Annotated in this window: 15 protein-coding genes; 6 read left to right on the top strand and 9 right to left on the bottom strand. The window is 73.4% G+C overall.

The genetic code is table 11. The features are described from left to right. Positions 1–194: 194 nt before the first annotated feature. The 4 genes from C5N14_RS06930 (at position 195) to C5N14_RS06915 (ending at position 3,508) form a co-directional block, all read left to right on the top strand. Positions 195–950 (top strand): amino acid ABC transporter ATP-binding protein, encoded by a 756-nt coding sequence (locus C5N14_RS06930; protein ID WP_117666577.1) that lies wholly within the window; start codon positions 195–197, stop codon positions 948–950. Between the two features lie 56 nt (positions 951–1,006). Continuing rightward, positions 1,007–1,870: a glutamate ABC transporter substrate-binding protein gene (locus C5N14_RS06925; RefSeq protein ID WP_117666575.1), complete on the top strand. Its 864-nt coding sequence runs from the start codon at positions 1,007–1,009 to the stop codon at positions 1,868–1,870. Between the two features lie 79 nt (positions 1,871–1,949). After that, positions 1,950–2,624: an amino acid ABC transporter permease gene (locus C5N14_RS06920; RefSeq protein ID WP_117666573.1), complete on the top strand. Its 675-nt coding sequence runs from the start codon at positions 1,950–1,952 to the stop codon at positions 2,622–2,624. Further along, the gene (locus C5N14_RS06915; RefSeq protein ID WP_117666571.1) at positions 2,624–3,508 is read left to right on the top strand and encodes an amino acid ABC transporter permease; all 885 of its coding nucleotides are present in this window, start codon (positions 2,624–2,626) and stop codon (positions 3,506–3,508) included. Before C5N14_RS06920 ends, C5N14_RS06915 begins: the two co-directional genes overlap by 1 nt. Positions 3,509–3,721: 213 nt before the next feature. Here C5N14_RS06915 and rny read toward each other — a convergent pair whose 3' ends face one another. The 8 genes from rny to C5N14_RS06875 all read right to left on the bottom strand — a co-directional run bounded on the left by rny (position 3,722) and on the right by C5N14_RS06875 (position 13,119). Continuing rightward, complete coding sequence (rny, locus tag C5N14_RS06910) at positions 3,722–5,488, bottom strand: ribonuclease Y (protein WP_117666569.1); 1,767 nt, start codon at positions 5,486–5,488, stop codon at positions 3,722–3,724. Positions 5,489–6,093: 605 nt separating this feature from the next. Continuing rightward, a complete protein-coding gene (locus tag C5N14_RS06905; RefSeq protein WP_117666567.1) occupies positions 6,094–6,786 on the bottom strand; it encodes a regulatory protein RecX in 693 nt (230 codons plus the stop codon). A gap of 14 nt (positions 6,787–6,800) precedes the next feature. Continuing rightward, positions 6,801–7,847, bottom strand: a complete 1,047-nt coding sequence (gene recA / locus C5N14_RS06900) for a recombinase RecA (RefSeq protein ID WP_117666970.1) — start codon at positions 7,845–7,847, stop codon at positions 6,801–6,803. 187 nt (positions 7,848–8,034) lie between these two features. Further along, positions 8,035–8,235 carry a DUF3046 domain-containing protein gene (locus tag C5N14_RS06895; RefSeq protein WP_117666565.1) on the bottom strand — a complete coding sequence of 67 codons (201 nt, stop codon included), beginning with the start codon at positions 8,233–8,235 and terminating at the stop codon, positions 8,035–8,037. Positions 8,236–8,237: 2 nt separating this feature from the next. Then, positions 8,238–9,548: an MFS transporter gene (locus tag C5N14_RS06890; RefSeq protein ID WP_117666563.1), complete on the bottom strand. Its 1,311-nt coding sequence runs from the start codon at positions 9,546–9,548 to the stop codon at positions 8,238–8,240. Between the two features lie 94 nt (positions 9,549–9,642). Further along, positions 9,643–10,785 carry an acyl-CoA dehydrogenase family protein gene (locus C5N14_RS06885; RefSeq protein WP_117666561.1) on the bottom strand — a complete coding sequence of 381 codons (1,143 nt, stop codon included), beginning with the start codon at positions 10,783–10,785 and terminating at the stop codon, positions 9,643–9,645. 115 nt (positions 10,786–10,900) lie between these two features. Then, complete coding sequence (locus tag C5N14_RS06880) at positions 10,901–11,605, bottom strand: UdgX family uracil-DNA binding protein (RefSeq protein ID WP_117666559.1); 705 nt, start codon at positions 11,603–11,605, stop codon at positions 10,901–10,903. Positions 11,606–11,781: 176 nt separating this feature from the next. After that, entirely contained in the window at positions 11,782–13,119 is a 1,338-nt protein-coding gene (locus tag C5N14_RS06875; protein ID WP_117666557.1) for an aminotransferase class I/II-fold pyridoxal phosphate-dependent enzyme, read from the bottom strand. 38 nt (positions 13,120–13,157) lie between these two features. Here C5N14_RS06875 and C5N14_RS06870 point away from each other — a divergent pair, with 38 nt between their 5' ends. Together C5N14_RS06870 and leuE are read left to right on the top strand one after the other, a co-directional pair. Next, positions 13,158–14,402, top strand: coding sequence for a bifunctional pyridoxamine 5'-phosphate oxidase family protein/GNAT family N-acetyltransferase (locus C5N14_RS06870; protein ID WP_117666555.1), 1,245 nt, complete (start codon positions 13,158–13,160; stop codon positions 14,400–14,402). Further along, the gene (leuE, locus tag C5N14_RS06865; RefSeq protein ID WP_117666553.1) at positions 14,399–15,067 is read left to right on the top strand and encodes a leucine efflux protein LeuE; all 669 of its coding nucleotides are present in this window, start codon (positions 14,399–14,401) and stop codon (positions 15,065–15,067) included. Before C5N14_RS06870 ends, leuE begins: the two co-directional genes overlap by 4 nt. A gap of 69 nt (positions 15,068–15,136) precedes the next feature. Here the strand turns inward: leuE and C5N14_RS06860 are convergent, their stop codons facing one another. Further along, positions 15,137–16,060, bottom strand: a complete 924-nt coding sequence (locus C5N14_RS06860; RefSeq protein ID WP_117666968.1) for a sporulation protein — start codon at positions 16,058–16,060, stop codon at positions 15,137–15,139. Positions 16,061–16,068: the final 8 nt, after the last annotated feature.

Genomic DNA, 16,068 nt, shown 5'->3' with positions numbered 1-16,068 from the left:
CCACATGATCCCCACGCGACGGGGCCCCCGCCACCGGACCGGCCGACCGGCTCCGGAATTCGGGCCCCTGACGACGATCGTTACCGGTGTTACCGCACCGTGACCAGATCAGCGGCATTCCACCATGTCACCCCGCCTACAGTGGCCGGACCGGGGGTCATCCGACTCCACTGGCGTACGTGACGACAGGGACGGTGGACGACGTGACGACGGGCGAACCGCTCATCGTGCTGGACTCGGTCAACAAGTGGTTCGGGCCGCTGCACGTGCTGGACGACGTCTCGCTCTCCGTCGGCAAGGGCGAGGTGGTCGTGGTGATCGGCCCGTCCGGCTCCGGGAAGTCGACCCTGTGCCGCACGATCAACCGCCTGGAGCCGATCAGCTCCGGCACCATCACCTTCGACGGCCAGCCGTTGCCGGCCGAAGGAAAGGCGCTGGCCAGGCTGCGCAGCGAGGTCGGCATGGTGTTCCAGTCGTTCAACCTCTTCGCGCACAAGACCATCCTGGAGAACGTCACCCTGGGCCCCGTCAAGGTCCGCAAGGAGAAGGCGGCCAGCGCGCGCGAGCGCGGGCTGGCCCTGCTGGACCGGGTGGGCATCGCCAACCAGGCCGACAAGTTCCCCGCCCAGCTCTCCGGCGGCCAGCAGCAGCGGGTGGCGATCGCCCGCGCACTGGCCATGCAGCCCAAGGCGATGCTCTTCGACGAGCCGACCAGCGCGCTCGACCCGGAGATGGTGGGCGAGGTGCTGGACGTGATGACCTCGCTGGCCCGCGAGGGCATGACCATGGTCGTGGTCACCCACGAGATGGGCTTCGCCCGGCACGCGGCCAACCGGGTCATCTTCATGGCCGACGGCAAGCTGGTCGAGGACGCTTCGCCGACCGAGTTCTTCGGCAACCCGCGCAGCGAGCGGGCCAAGGACTTCCTCTCCAAGATCCTCACGCACTAGGCGTCCGTACCGGAGCACTCCGCCCCCCGGCGGGCTCCGTCGAGAAGGAGATGAGTATGCGTATCAAGCGCGTGGCGGCAGTAGCCGCGGCGGCCACCCTTGCACTGGGAATGACCGCCTGCGGAGGCGACGACGGCGACGGCAGCGGCTCGGGCAGCAAGGGCCTTGTCGGCAAGGCGCAGAGCCAGAAGAAGCTGGTCATCGGCGTCAAGGCCGACCAGCCAGGGCTGGGCCTGCAGACGGGCAGCACCTACGAGGGCTTCGACGTCGAGATCGCCAAGATCATCGCCAAGGGCCTGGGTGTCGAGGCCGCCAACATCGAGTGGAAGACCACGGTCTCCGCCAACCGCGAGCCCTTCATCCAGCAGGGCACCGTCGACCTGGTCGTGGCGACGTACACGATCAACGACGAGCGCAAGCAGAAGATCAACTTCGCCGGCCCGTACTTCATCGCCGGCCAGGACCTGCTGGTCAAGGCGGACTCGACCCTCGCTGGCCCGGAGGCGCTGGACGGCAAGACGGTCTGCTCGGTGACCGGGTCCACCCCGGCCAAGCGGATTCAGCAGGAGCACCCGAAGGCCGATCTCCAGCAGTTCGACTCGTACTCGAAGTGCCTGCCGCTGCTGGAGAACGGCAAGGTCGACGCCGTCACCACCGACGACATCATCCTCGCCGGCTACGCCGCGCAGACGCAGTACGTCGGCAAGTTCAAGGTGGTGGGTAAGCCCTTCTCCTCCGAGCCCTACGGCATCGGCCTGAAGAAAGACGACAAGGAAGGCTGCGAGAAGGTCAACGAAATCCTCAAGGCCGCCGCCTCGGACGGCACCTACAAGACCGCCTGGGACTCCACGCTGGGCAAGAGCGGCAAGGCCGCGCCCGAGCTGGACACCACCAAGCTGACCAACTGCGGCAGCGTCTGACTGGTTCCGGGGCCGGCACCGGTGACGGTGCCGGCCCCGGTCTGTCACGACGCCGACAACGTGCCCCGGGAGTCGACGCATGCACGTATTCGCTGACCAGGCCAACTTCGACGCGTACGTGTCGGGCTTTCTCTGGATCCTCAAGCTGACCGGTGCCGCGGCGGTCCTCGCGTTGCTGCTCGGCGTGCTGCTCGCCGCGTTCCGGGTCTCCCCCGTGCCGGTGCTGCGCGGCTTCGGCACGGCCTGGGTCAACATCTTCCGCAACACCCCGCTGACCCTGATCATCTTCTTCTGCTACTTCGGCCTCTTCTCCACGCTCGGGCTCAGCCTGGCCGATGACCTGGACCTGAACAACTACTGGCTCGGCGTCGTCGGCCTCTCCGTCTACACCGCGTCGTTCGTCTGCGAAGCCGTGCGTTCCGGCATCAACACGGTGCCGAACGGACAGGCGGAGGCCGCCCGGGCGATCGGGCTCACCTTCTTCCAGACCCTGCGGATCGTGGTGCTGCCCCAGGCCGGCCGGGCCGTCGTGGCCCCGCTGGGCAGCGTCCTCATCGCGCTCTGCAAGAACGCCACGATCGTCGGCACGATCGGGCTGATGGAGTCCTCCAGCGTGATGAAGGACCTGATCAACAGCAACGGTGACGCGGTCATCGCGATCTTCGCGGTCTTCGCCGGCACGTTCGCCGCGCTCCTGATTCCCACCGGCTACTTCTTCGGCTGGCTGGCCAACCGACTGGCGGTGAAGCGCTGATGAGCACCAGCAACGTCCTCTACGACCACCCGGGGCCGCGGGCCCGTATCCGCAACGCGGTGCTCAGCGTGGTCTTCGGCGTCGGTCTGGTCGCGCTGCTCTGGTGGATCTACCGCAAGTTCGACGAGGCCGGCCAGTGGGAGGCCAACCTCTGGAAGCCGTTCACCGAGGCGAAGACCTGGACCCAGTTCATCGTCCCCGGCCTCCAGCAGACCCTGCTCGCGGCCGGCACCGGGATGGTCCTGTCCCTCGCCTTCGGCATCGTCTTCGCCGTGGGCCGGCTCTCCGACCACCGGTGGATCCGGGTGCCCTCGGGTGCGGTCGTGGAGTTCTTCCGCGCCGTACCGCTGCTTCTGATGATCTTCTTCATCTTCTACGGCGTGCCGTTCCTCATCCAGCGTCCGGTCTCGGCGTTCTGGTCCGTGGTCATCGGTCTGACGCTGTACAACGGATCGGTCCTCACCGAGGCGTTCCGCGCCGGCATCCGGTCGATCCCAGGAGGCCAGTCCGAGGCGGCGTACGCGGTGGGTATGCGCAAGGCCCAGGTGATGCGCCTGATCCTGATCCCCCAGGCGGCCCGGGCGATGCTGCCGGTGATCGTCAGCCAGCTCGTGGTGCTGCTGAAGGACACCGCGCTCGGCTACATCGTGGCCTTCCCCGAGCTGCTGCAACGCGGCGTGAACGACCTTGCCGCCAACTACGGCAACGTGGTCGCCGCCGCGATGGTCGTCGCCGCGATCTACATCGTGATCAATACGCTGCTCACCCTGCTGGCGAACTGGCTGGACGGCCGGGCCCGGCGACGGGCCTTCCGGGTGTCGAAGCAGGCCGCCCCGAGCTCGAACCAGGTGGGCGGACCGGCCGTGGTCGAGCCACAGGGCTGAGGGCTCCAGCAGCAAGTCGGGCGACGCGCGAGGACTCGCGCGTCGCCCGACTCGCCTTGGAGACTGGTCGGCCGGGCGCGCTCGGTGCCCCTGACCGCGCAGGGGCGCCCCGAGCGACTCCACCACTCCACCCGAGGCCGCCACTCCCGCCCGGAGCGGTGGACGGGGCGGGGAAGCCGTGGTGCCGGCTGGGCCCCTCACCCGTTCCCGCTCTCAGCGGGCGATCTCGGTGACCCGGGACTCGCGCACCACGGTCACCCGGATCTGGCCCGGGTAGGTCAGCTCCTCCTCGATCTGCTTGGCCACGTCCCGGGCCAGCACCGCCGCACCGATGTCGTCGACGTCGTCGGGCTTGACCATCACCCGGATCTCCCGGCCCGCCTGCATGGCGAAGACCTTCTCCACGCCGAGCTTCCCGGCCGCGATCTCCTCGATCCGCTCCAGCCGCTTGACGTACGCCTCCAGGCTCTCCCGCCGCGCCCCCGGCCGGCCACCGGAGCAGGCGTCGGAGGCCTGGGTGAGGACGGCCTCGATGGTCTGCGGCGGCACCTCGTTGTGGTGCGCCTCGATGGCGTGGACGACGTCCTCACTCTCGCCGTACTTGCGGGCCAGGTCGGCGCCGATGATGGCGTGGCTGCCCTCCACCTCGTGGGTGAGCGCCTTGCCGATGTCGTGCAGGAACGCCGAGCGCTTGATCGTCGGCACGTCCAGCCGCAGCTCGGCGGCCATGATCCCGGCGATGTGCGCGGTCTCGACGAGGTGCTTGAGCACGTTCTGCCCGTACGAGGTGCGGTAGCGCAGCCGGCCGAGCAGGGTGACCATCTCGTCGTGGATCTCGGTGATGCCGACCTCGACGAGGGCGTCCTCGGCGGCCCGGCGGCAGAGCTGCTCCACCTCCTGACGGGCCAGGTCGTAGACCTCCTCGATCCGGTGCGGGTGGATCCGCCCGTCGAGCACCAGCTTCTCCAGGGTGAGCCGGCCGACCTCGCGCCGCACCGGGTCGAAGCAGGACAGCAGCACCGCCTCGGGTGTGTCGTCGATGATCAGGTTGACCCCGGTGACCGACTCGAAGGCGCGGATGTTGCGGCCCTCCCGGCCGATGATCCGCCCCTTCATCTCGTCCCCGGGCAGGTGCAGGACGCTGACCACGCTCTCCGCGGTCTGCTCGCTGGCCACCCGCTGGATGGCGTCCACGACGATGTGCCGGGCGCGCTGCTCGGCGGTGTTGCGGGCGTCGGACTCGATGTCCCGGACCAGCAGCGCGGCCTCCCGCTTGGCCTGCGTCTCGATCGCCTCGATCAGCTCGCTGCGGGCGGTGTCGGCGGTCAGCCCGGCGACGCGCTCCAGTTCCCGCCGGCGCTGCTCCTCCGCCTCGGTGAGCGCCCGTTCCCGCTCGGCCAGCGCGGACTCCCGGACGGCCAGGGCGGCGCTGGTGGCGGTGAGCTGCCGCTCCCGGTCGGCGAGCCGCTCCACCTCCTCGGTGTGCAGCCGCTCCCGCTCGTCCATCCGGGCGGCCCGCCGCTCCACCTCTGCGGCCTGTTCCCGGGTGGTCGCGGCGAGCACCGCCACCTCGCGTTCGCCGCTGCGCCGGGCCGTCGTGCGCAACTGCTCGGCGTCCGCCTCGGCCTGCTTGTGGGCCCGCTCCAGGACGGTGTCCGCCTCGGCGCGGGCGTCGTCGAGCACCCGGCGGGCCTCGGCGCGGGCCGCCTTCGCCTCGGCCTTCGCGGCGGCGGCCTCGGCGCGGGCCGCGGCGGCGGCGGACTTGGCCACGTCGATGGTGCTGTTCGCCTCGTCGGCGGCGGTGCGCAGCGCGGCCAGCGACTGCTCCTGGCGGTCCTTCTCGGCGATGAAGGCCGGGTCCTCGGGGCGGGGGGCGGCGCTGATCCGGCGCATCGTGCGCAGCCCCACCAGCACCGCGCCGACGACCACGGCGGCCAGCACCAGCACCACGGCGAGGATGACGACGTCGAAGGCGTTCACGGCCGGACCGCCGCGTCGACGCGGGCCGAACCGAACCGACGGGTCGGGGTGTGCCGGCGGACCCGGCCGCCCGTCGGTGTGCCGCGACCGACGGCCGTCCTGCCGGGACCACCGGTGTACCTGTGCCGCCCCGTCATGGCCGCCTCCCCCTGAACGTCGCGCCGCAGTGATCGTGCCGGTGGCACGCGCGCTGCGGCTCTGAGACGCCCGACCTGAGCGGCTGGCCGTGGGTAGCTCTCACCGCCGGCGGTGCCCACGGGCATCGTCGGCGGCCGGGTGCAGTTGTCGCACCAGCTCCGGACCGGCCTGTCCGGAGCTGGCACCGCAGGCCGGCGAGCCGGCCAAAGTGATGCTGTTCTGTTACGCGATCTATGTTGTGCGCTTAGCCTGCGCTGGTCGGGCAATGTGAGCCTGTATGGCGAGGCTAGGTCTCCGGGGGCCGTCTGGTCAAGGACTCATGATCAAACCCCCCGAACGGAGCGAAGTTGAGGGGTCACCGAAAGCTGATCCGGCCTCGGACACCGGCGGACAAAGGAGGCGTGGCGCACCCGCCATCGGGGCATCGGCGCCGCTCGGCTCGCCCCGCGCGCGAGGGCCGCGCCCGGTCAGTCGAGGCTGCGGCTGTCCCGGTCGATGTCGCCCTCCGCGTCGGCGAGCGCGTCGGCGTCGATCCGGTCGGCGAACTCCGCCGCCTCGGCGCTCTGCGCGGCGAGCGCGTCCTTCACCGCCCGGATCGCCACGCCGGGCGGGTAGCCCTTGCGGGCGAGCATGCCGACGAGCCGGCGGAACACCGCGTCCGGCTCGCCCCGGGCGGTGCGGAGCTTCCGCTCGACCAGCGCCCGGGCCGTCTCGGCCTCGGTCTCCTCGTCCAGCTCGCCGAGCGCCTCGGTGGCCACCTCGCCGTCCACGCCGCGCCGGCGCAGCTCGTTGGCGAGCGCCCGGCGGGCCAGCCCCCGGCCGGCGTGCCGGCTGGACACCCAGGCCCGGGCGAAGGCCGCGTCGTCGATGATGCCGACCTCGTCGTACCGGTCGAGCACTCCGGCGGAGACCTCCTCGGAGATCCCCCGCTTGGCCAGCGCCGTGGCCAACTCGGCCCGGGTGCGCGGGCGCAGGGCGAGCTGGCGCAGGCAGATCTCCCGGGCCACCTCGGCCTCGTCCCGGGGCGTGGCCTGCCCGCCGGACTCCGGATCGGGCCGATCACGCCGGTCGCGCCGGGAACGGGGCGGGGTGTCGGCGTCGCCCGCCCGGGGCGGGCTGGCATCCCAACCCCGCCCCGTCCGGGCGCGTCGTCCTGCCACGGGTCAGCGCCCGGTCAGAAGTCGACCGGCGGCAGCTCCGGGCCACCGGCGGCGTCGCCCGCGCCGACCCCGACGCCGAGCTTCTCCAGGATCTTCTTCTCGATCTCGGCCGCCACGTCCGGGTTCTCCCGGAGGAACTCGCGGGCCTTCTCCTTGCCCTGGCCGAGCTGGTCGCCGTCGTACGTGTACCAGGCTCCGGACTTGCGGATAATCGCCTGCTCCACGCCCACGTCGATGAGCGAGCCCTCGCGGGAGATGCCCTTGCCGTACATGATGTCGAACTCGGCCTGCTTGAACGGCGCGGCGACCTTGTTCTTCACGACCTTGACCCGGGTGCGGTTGCCGACCACGTCGGTGCCGTCCTTGAGGCTCTCGATGCGGCGCACGTCGAGCCGGACCGAGGCGTAGAACTTCAGCGCCCGACCACCGGTGGTGGTCTCCGGGCTGCCGAACATCACGCCGATCTTCTCGCGGAGCTGGTTGATGAAGATCGCCGTGGTGCCGGTGTTGTTGAGCACACCGGTGATCTTCCGCAGCGCCTGGCTCATCAGCCGGGCCTGGAGGCCCACGTGGCTGTCGCCCATCTCGCCCTCGATCTCGGCGCGCGGCACCAGGGCCGCGACCGAGTCGATCACGATGATGTCGATCGCGCCGGAGCGGACCAGCATGTCCACGATCTCCAGCGCCTGCTCACCGGTGTCCGGCTGGGAGACCAGCAGGGCGTCGGTGTCGACGCCGAGGGCCTTCGCGTAATCCGGGTCGAGCGCGTGCTCGGCGTCGACGAAGGCGGCGATGCCGCCGGCCCGCTGGGCGTTGGCCACCGCGTGCAGGGCCACCGTCGTCTTACCGCTGGATTCCGGACCGTAGATCTCGACGACCCGGCCGCGGGGCAGACCGCCCACGCCGAGCGCCACGTCGAGCGCGATGGACCCGGTCGGGATGACCGAGGTCTGGACGACCGGCCGCTCCCCCAGCCGCATCACCGATCCCTTGCCGAACTGCTTGTCGATCTGAGCGAGAGCAAGGTCGAGCGCCTTCTCCCGGTCAGGACCTGCCGCCATCGTTGCCACCCCTGCCTTCGCCGGCGTCTTTGCTGCTGAGCTTCTCGTCACGCGGACACGCTAGGCGCTGGGTCTGACAGAACACCAGCCGACCGGCCGCGAGCTGTGGACGAGTACCCCGCTGTGGACAATAGCCGAACAGGTGTACGACTCGACAAGCGACACGCGGAAGGAGCGAAAAGGCTGCTCAGCGTAGCCGCGCGGGCACCCGGTCAGGGTAGGCGGCGACCACCGCGCGCCACACGACGTGGGTCTGCTCACCCGATCTCAGCGCCTGCTCGATGGTCCGCCCGCCGAGCTGGGACAGCACCTGGTCCGAGGCGATGCTGGCCGCGTAGCCCGGCCCGAATGCCTCCTCCAGCCGGGTCCAGAAGTCGGTCAGCCGCACTGTCAGTCCTCCTCGTCCGGCGCCGGTCCGCGCGCCGGACGCAACGCTAGCGCCAGCAGGGGCACCGTCGCGATCGCCGCCAGCAGGGTGAGTGTCGGATACCCGGCCACCTGCATGACGAACCCGCTCAGCGCGCCGGCGGCGGCCCCGGCCAGGCCCATCGTCAGGTCGGACAGCCCCTGCACGCTGGGCCGCACGGCGGTCGGCACCGACTCCGACAGCAGGGTGGAGCCGGCCACCATCGTCCCGGACCAGCCCAGCCCGAGCAGGACCAGGCCGACCGAGAGCCCGGGCGTGTGGTGCCCGGAGGCGCCCGCCACCGCGCAGGCCGCCAGCAGCACCGCCAGGCCGCCGAGGATCACCGGACGCCGGCCGAGCCGGTCGGTGAGCCAGCCGACCACGGGGGACAGCGCGTACATGCCGGCGATGTGCAGGCTGAGCACGACCCCGACCACCCCGAGCACGGCGGCGTCGGAGTGGTACTCGCCGAGGCGGACCGGGGTCATCGACATCACCGCGACCATCACCAGGTGGCCGACCGCGACGGCGGCGATGCCCAGCCGGGCCGCCGGCCGCGCCCGGACCACCCGCCAGGCGGCCCGCATGCCCGTCCCGCGCCGGGCGGTCGCCGTGCCGGCGGTCCCGGCGGCGTCGGGGGCCTCGGCCGCCGCGAGCCGGCGCGCGGTGAGCAGCGGGTCGGGCCGCAGCAGGGCCAGCAGTACGCCGGCGGCGAGCGTGAACGCCACGGCGCTGAACGCGAACGGGCCGGCCAGCGGCGGCAGTCCCCAGCCCCGGGTGGTCCGGTCGGCCAGCGCGGCGAAGTTCGGCGCGGCCACCGCCCCGACCGTGGTGGCCCAGACGACCACGGATAGCTGGCGGCCCCGGCGGGCCGGCTCGGCGAGGTCGACGGCCGTGTAGCGGGCCTGGAGGTTGGCGGCCGTGCCGCCGCCGAACAGCAGCATGCCGAGGAAGAGCAGGGGCACCTGACGGGTCACCGCGGCGAGCACCACCAGCGCGCCCCCGGCCGCCCCGACCAGGTACGCGGTGACCAGGCCCGGCCGGCGGCCGTACCCCGTCATGATCCGGGTGACCGGGACGGCGAGCAGCGCGCCGCCCACCACCCCCGCGCTCTGCGCCAGGCCGGCGACCGCCGTGCCGGCGATCCGGGCGGCGAGCAGCGCCCCGACCGTGACGCCGATGGTGACGCCGACGCCCCCGATGATCTGGGTCACGAAGAGCAGCCGCACCGTCCGACGCTGGATCGGGGCGACGTCGGTCCGGCTCGGGGCCGGCGCGGTGAGGTCGGTGGCCATCGGGGCTCCTCGGTGGGGACGGCGGCTCCCGGGTAAGGGGTGGGGGGCCGACCCATCCTTGCGCACCCCCGGCCGGGCCGGCACCCGGGTTCTGCTAGAGGCCGAGACCCCGGCCGATGATCTCCTTCATGATCTCGGTGGTGCCGCCGTAGATGGTCTGCACCCGCCCGTCCAGCCAGGCTTTGGCCACCGGGTACTCCAGCATGTAGCCGTACCCGCCGTGCAGCTGGACGCAGCGGTCGGCGACCCGGTTCTGCAACTCGGTGGTCCACCACTTCGCCTTGGCGGCGTCGGTGGCGGACAGCCGGCCGGCGTTGAACTCGGCGACGCAGTGGTTGACGAACGTCCGGGCGATGGTGACCTCGGTGTCCAGCTCCGCCAGCAGGAACCGGTTGTGCTGGAACGCGCCGACCGGCCGGCCGAACGCCTCCCGGGACCGGGCGTACTCCAGGGTCAGGGCGAGCAGCCGCTCGGCGGCGGCGACCGCCGACACCGCGATGCCGAGGCGCTCGCGGGGCAGGTTGGCCATCAGGTGGTAGAAGCCGTGGTTCTCGGTGCCGATCAGGTTCTCCGCCGGCACCCGGCAGCCGTCGAAGAACAGCTCGGTGGTGTCGTTGGCCTTCAGGCCGACCTTCGCCAGCCGGCGGCCCCGGCTGAACCCGGGGGCGCCGGTCTCCACGGCGACCAGGCTCACCCCGTGCGCGCCCCGGTCCGGGGCGGTGCGCACCACCACGATCACCAGGTCGGCCAGCTCGCCGTTGGTGATGAAGGTCTTCTGCCCGTCGAGCACCCACGCGTCGCCGTCGCGGACCGCGCTGGTGCGGATGCCGGCCAGGTCGGAGCCGGCGCCGGGCTCGCTCATCGCGATCGCCGTCACCAGGTCGCCCGAGCAGAAGCCCGGCAGCCACCGCTCGCGCTGCCCGGCGGAGGTCAGCTCGGTGAGATACGGGGCCACCACGTCGTTGTGCAGCCCGAAGCCGAGCCCGGTGCACCCGGCCCCGACGATCTCCTCGACCAGCACCGCGTTGAACCGGAAGTCGCGTTGCCCGCCGCCGCCGTACTCCGGGTCGACGTCCGTGCCGAGCAGCCCGGCCGCACCCGCCTTGCGCCACACCTCGCGGTCGACGATCCCGGCCGCCTCCCACCGGTCGTGGTGCGGCACCGCCTCGCGGGCCAGGAACTCTCGGCACAGGTCCCGGAACTCTTCGTGGACGGGCTCGTAGAGATGCTGCTCCATGGCGAGAAGTGTGGCACCGCGCACCCGCCCTGCCCAGGGCCCGCCAACCGCCGCTCCGACCGCCCGGCCGTGGTCAGGGCAGGTGCCGGGCACGGCCAGCGGGCGCGCCGCGAGGTCAGGCGGACAGGGCGCGGGCGGCGACGGTCAGGTCGGCGACCAGGCCGGCGTACGCGATGTCCTGGTCGTCGGCGCGCAGCACGGCCGACGGGTGGATGGTGGCCAGCAGCCGGGCCGCCGGGGCGTCGGCGACCTTCCCGGCGGAGTCGACCGGCACCCGGGCGAAGTCCTCCGGGTGCTGGGCGCAGGCCGGCCACGGCATCAGCGTGCCCCGCTGCCGGGTTACCCGGAACGTGGGGCCGAGCAGCGCCTTCGCGGCGGTCGCGCCGAGCACCACCACGACGTCCGGGCGCAGCCGGGCGAACTCGGCCACCAGCCACGGCCGGCACGCGGTGACGTGCACCCGGTCCGGGGTCTGGTGGATGCGCCGCTTGCCGCGCAGCTCGAAGCGGAAGTGCTTGACGGCGTTCGTCAGGTAGAGCTGGGTCGGGTCGAGCCCGGCGTCGTCGACCGCCCGGCGCAGCAGCCGGCCGGCCGGCCCGACGAACGGCAGCCCCTTCTGGTCCTCCAGGTCACCGGGCTGCTCGCCGACCAGCACCACCCGGGCGTCCTCGCCGCCGCGGCCGAAGACGGTCTGGGTGGCGTCCCGGTACAGCTCGCAGCCCCGGCAGCCGCCCGCGGCGACGCGCAGCTCGTCGATGGTGTCGGCCTGCGGCGGGATGAACTGCTGCGCACCGGGGGCGGTGTCGGTCTCCTCGGACATGACGATCTTCCTACCCGCCCCCACCCCCTCAAGCGAACACCCCACCCCCGCGTGTCCCCACCCCACCCACCCCCAACCCCCACCCGGTTGATCAAGAGGTTTGCGTCACGCCAAGGGCGGATCCCCGACGCAAACCTCTTGGTCAACCGCGAAAGCCGGGTGGGGGCCGGTGGGGGTTAGGCCGTGAAGCCGGACGGGGGGGCGGGGTGGAGGGCGGCGGCCAGCGCGTCGGCCAGCGCCGGGATGTCGGCGGCGGCGAGCGAGCTGACCGTGATCCGCAGCCCGGGCCCGGCGGCGATCCGGAACAGCGCGCCGGGGGCCACCGCCCAGCCGGCGTCGCGCAGCGCGGTGAGGGCGCTGGTCTCGTCCGGCACGGGCAGCCAGACGTTGATGCCGGTGCGGCCGTGCCCGGTCAGGCCCCGCGCGGCCAGGGCGGCGAGCAGATCGCCCCGACGCCGCTCGTAGCTCTCGCCGGCCCGGTCCACCAGCGCGGCGGTGGCCGGGTCGCGCCAGAGTTCCAGCACGAGGCGTTGCAGCACGGTGGATACCCAGCCCGCGCCGACCCGGGCCCGGCCGGCGACCCGCGCCACGGTCGCCTCGTCGCCGGCCAGCACCGCGAGCCGCAGGTCGGGCCCGTACGGCTTGCTGACCGACCGGACGAAGGCCCAGGCCGGGGTGGCCCCGGCGAGCGGGCACAGGGGCACCCGGGCCAGCTCGGCGGCGTGGTCGTCCTCGATCAGCAGCAGGTCGTTGCGTCCGGCGAGCAGGGCGCGCAGCGCGGCGGCCCGGTCGGCGGAGACGGCCGCCCCGGTAGGGTTCTGCGCCCGGCTGGTCACCACCAGGGCCCGGGCCCCGGCGGCCAGGGCGGCCCGCAGCCCGGCCTCGACCGGCCCGTCGTCGTCGACCGGGACGCCGATCGGGCGCAGCCCGAGCGCGGCGACCAGGTCGAGCAGGTTGGCCCAGCCCGGGTCCTCCACGGCGACGGCGTCGCCGGGGCGCAGGTGGGCGGCGAGCAGCCGCTCGATGCCGTCGAGCGCGCCCCCGGTGACGGTGACCTCGTCGGCGGGCACGCCGTCGGCGGCGAGCCGCTCCCGGGCGGCGGCGGCCAGCTCGGGCACGACGCCGACCGACGCGTACCCGGCGGGAGCGCCGAGGTCGGCGGCGAGGGCGGCCAGGTGCGGGCCGAGCGGCGGGAGCAGCCCGGTGTCGGGCTCGCCGAGGGACAGGTCGCGGGCGCCGGGCGCGGCGGGCGGGCGGATCGCGCGGCGGGTGGCCACCGGCGGCCGGGGACGCACCCGGGTGCCGTGCCGGCCGGCGGTGGCCAGCAGACCGCGCTGGCGCAGTTCCTGGTACGCCCGGGCGACCGTGGCCGGGCTGACCGCCAGCTCGGCAGCGAGGGCCCGCACCGGCGGCAGCGGGGCCCCGGCCGGCAGCTCGCCGGACCGGATGCCCGATTCCACGCTGGCCGAGATCTCGGCGGCCGTCCCGCCGCTCACCTGATAACGTGCTGACACAATTTCGATATTGTACTAGAACGAAGGCGGGACGTCGCATGTACCCACCCACGCCCCGGACCACCGCCAGCCGCACCCGCGACCGGATGAGCTACGACCGGGCCGCCACGCACGCCGTGCTCGACGAGGCGTACCACTGCGCGCTCGGGTTCACCGTGGACGGCGAGCCCCGGGTGCTGCCCACCCTGCACGTCCGGATCGGCGACACCCTCTACCTGCACGGCTCCACCGGCAGCCGGCCGCTGCTCGCCGCCCGGGGCGACGGCCTGCCGGTCTGCGTCGCGGTCACCCTCCTCGACGGCCTGGTCTACGCCCGCTCGCAGTTCCACCACAGCGCCAACTACCGCTCGGTGGTCGCGCACGGCACCGCGCACCTGGTCACCGATGCCCGGGAGAAGGCCGCCGCGATGACCGCCCTGGTGGAGAAGGTCGCCCCCGGGCGCAGCGCGGACGCCCGCCCGCCGAGCCGCCGGGAACTGGCCGAGACGGCGGTGCTGGCGCTGCCACTGCGCGAGGTGTCGACGCGCGTCCGGGCCGGCGGGGTCCGCGAGGACGAGGCCGACCTGCACCTGCCGCACTGGGCCGGGGTGGTGCCGCTGGCGCTGACCGCCGGGCCGCCCGAGCCGGACGCGGGGGTGAGCGTGCCGGTGCCGGCGTACCTGCGGCCGGGCCGGTCGCCGTGGCTGGAGCCGGCCACCCTGCGGGGCGCGCACGTCGTGCTCGAACCGCTGGACCTCGCGCACGTCGACGAGCTGCACGCCGCCACCGCCGACCCGCAGGTGTGGCAGCACCTGGGCAGCCCGCAGCCGACCGATCCGGCCGGCACGGCCGAGCTGGTCCGGGTGGCGCTCGCGGCCCACCACCGGGGCGAGCGGGTGCCCTGGGTCCAGCGCTGCGCGGTCACCGGGGCGGTGGTCGGGACCACGTCGTTCTACGAGGTCGATCCGGCCCAGCGGGCGGTGGCGATCGGGCACACCTACCTGGGCCGGCCCTGGTGGCGGACGGGGATCAACACCGAGGCGAAGCTGCTGCTGCTCGCCCGCGCCTTCGAGGAGCTGGGCGCCGAGCGGGTGGTGTGGCACACCGACCTGCGCAACGAGCGCTCGCAGCGGGCCATCGAGCGGCTGGGCGCCACCCGGGAGGGGGTGCTGCGCCGGCACCGCGTCCGGCCCGACGGCTCCTGGCGGGACACCGTCCAGTACTCGATGATCGTCGAAGAGTGGCCGAACGCACAGGCCAGGCTGCAGGAACGGCTTCTCCCCGCGCAGTCGTCGGCGCGATGATGGCGGGCGTGCTGGGCATCACAGACATCTGGACGTACCTGCTGGGGACCGTGGCGATCATCCTGCTCCCCGGCCCGAACTCACTCTTCGTGCTCTCCACCGCCGCCAAGCGCGGGGTGCGGACCGGCTACCGGGCCGCCGCCGGGGTGTTCCTCGGCGACTCGGTGCTGATGATCCTCTCCGCCGCCGGGGTGGCCTCGCTGCTCCAGGCGTACCCGCCGCTGTTCCTGGTGGTGAAGTACGCCGGCGCGGCGTACCTGGGCTGGGTCGGGCTGACCATGCTGCGCGGCGCGTGGCGGCGCTGGCGGGACCGCAACGACCCGGCCGCGCCGCGCCTGATCGACGCCGCCGAGCCGGCGGAGCTGCGCAGCCCGTTCCGGCGGGCGCTGGTGGTCAGCCTGCTCAACCCGAAGGCGATCCTGTTCTTCATCTCGTTCTTCATCCAGTTCGTCGACCCCGGGTACGCCTGGCCGGCGGTGTCGTTCCTGCTGCTCGGGCTGATCGCCCAGGCGACCAGCGTGCTGTACCTGACGATGCTGATCTTCGCGGGGACGTACCTTGCCGCCCAGTTCCGCCAGCGCCGCCGGCTGGCCGCCGGGGCGACCACCGGGGTGGCCGCGCTCTTCCTCGGCTTCAGCGTCAAGCTCGCCACCGCCTCGATCTAGCATGGGCCGCCGTGCCCGTCCGCACCCGGCGGGCGGGTACGGCGGCACCACCCGGGGCGGCGCACCGGCTCAGGTGCCGTCGCCGCCGCCCCCGCCGATGCCGGCGCCGCCGGCGGTGCCGCCCAGGCCGTAGCCCGGCCGGACCGGCTCGTCCGGCCGGCGGCTCACGTGCGCCGACTCGCTGATCCGGGCCGACCAGACGCCGTGTGCCGCCGCCGCGGCGTGCCGGTTGATCGCGTGCCGCAGCCAGCCGTCCACCACGGCGACCCAGTCGGCCCGGTCCGCCCCGGCGTGCCAGACCCGGAACCGGCTGATGCTCTGGTGGGTGACCCCGGCCAGGGAGAGCCGGCGGTCGGCCCAGAGGATCACCTCCAGGCCGGCGGAGTTGGCCACGAAGATCACCTCCAGCTCGGTGATCGGACCGGCGTAGAGCGGCGCGACCCACCAGCCGAGCCGCTGGTGCAGCGGCAACGCCTGCTCCACCCCGGGCAGCCGGTCGGCGACCAGGCCGGCCTGGCGCAGGCTGAACCCGAGCGTGTCCAGCGCGGCCAGGATGTGCTGCTGGGTCGGCAGGGGGTGCACGAAGATCGGAACCATCGCGCCCTGCTCCAGGTCGACGTCGACCGACGCCTCGGTGCGCAGGCCCATCCGCAGGCTCATCAGCGGCACCCCGCCGAAGATGGTGACCGGGGTCTCCCAGGGCAGCGGCAGCGCGAAGTCGACCGCCCGCCGCCGCCCGGCCGGCACCACGAACGCCCCGGCGATCGGCACCTGGTGGAACTGGACGAGCCGGCGGGGCGCGCCCGGGTCGTCCGGCTCGACCTGGGTGACCAGCCCGAGCCGGAGCCGCCGGACGGGGACGTCGTACCGGCCGGCGTGCAGCGTCACCCGCCCGGGCAGCCGCAGCCCGGGTCGGCTGCTCGGGTTCGCCAGCGTGGTGTGCACCGCGAGCCCGGTCCGGCCGGACTCCGGCGACACCCCGGTCAGCCGCACGCCGCTCC

It is taken from the genome of Micromonospora sp. MW-13, assembly GCF_003434305.1.
In the GTDB taxonomy this organism is placed as follows: Bacteria; Actinomycetota; Actinomycetes; order Mycobacteriales; family Micromonosporaceae; genus Micromonospora.
This window is presented reverse-complemented; position numbering and strand designations above follow the sequence as displayed.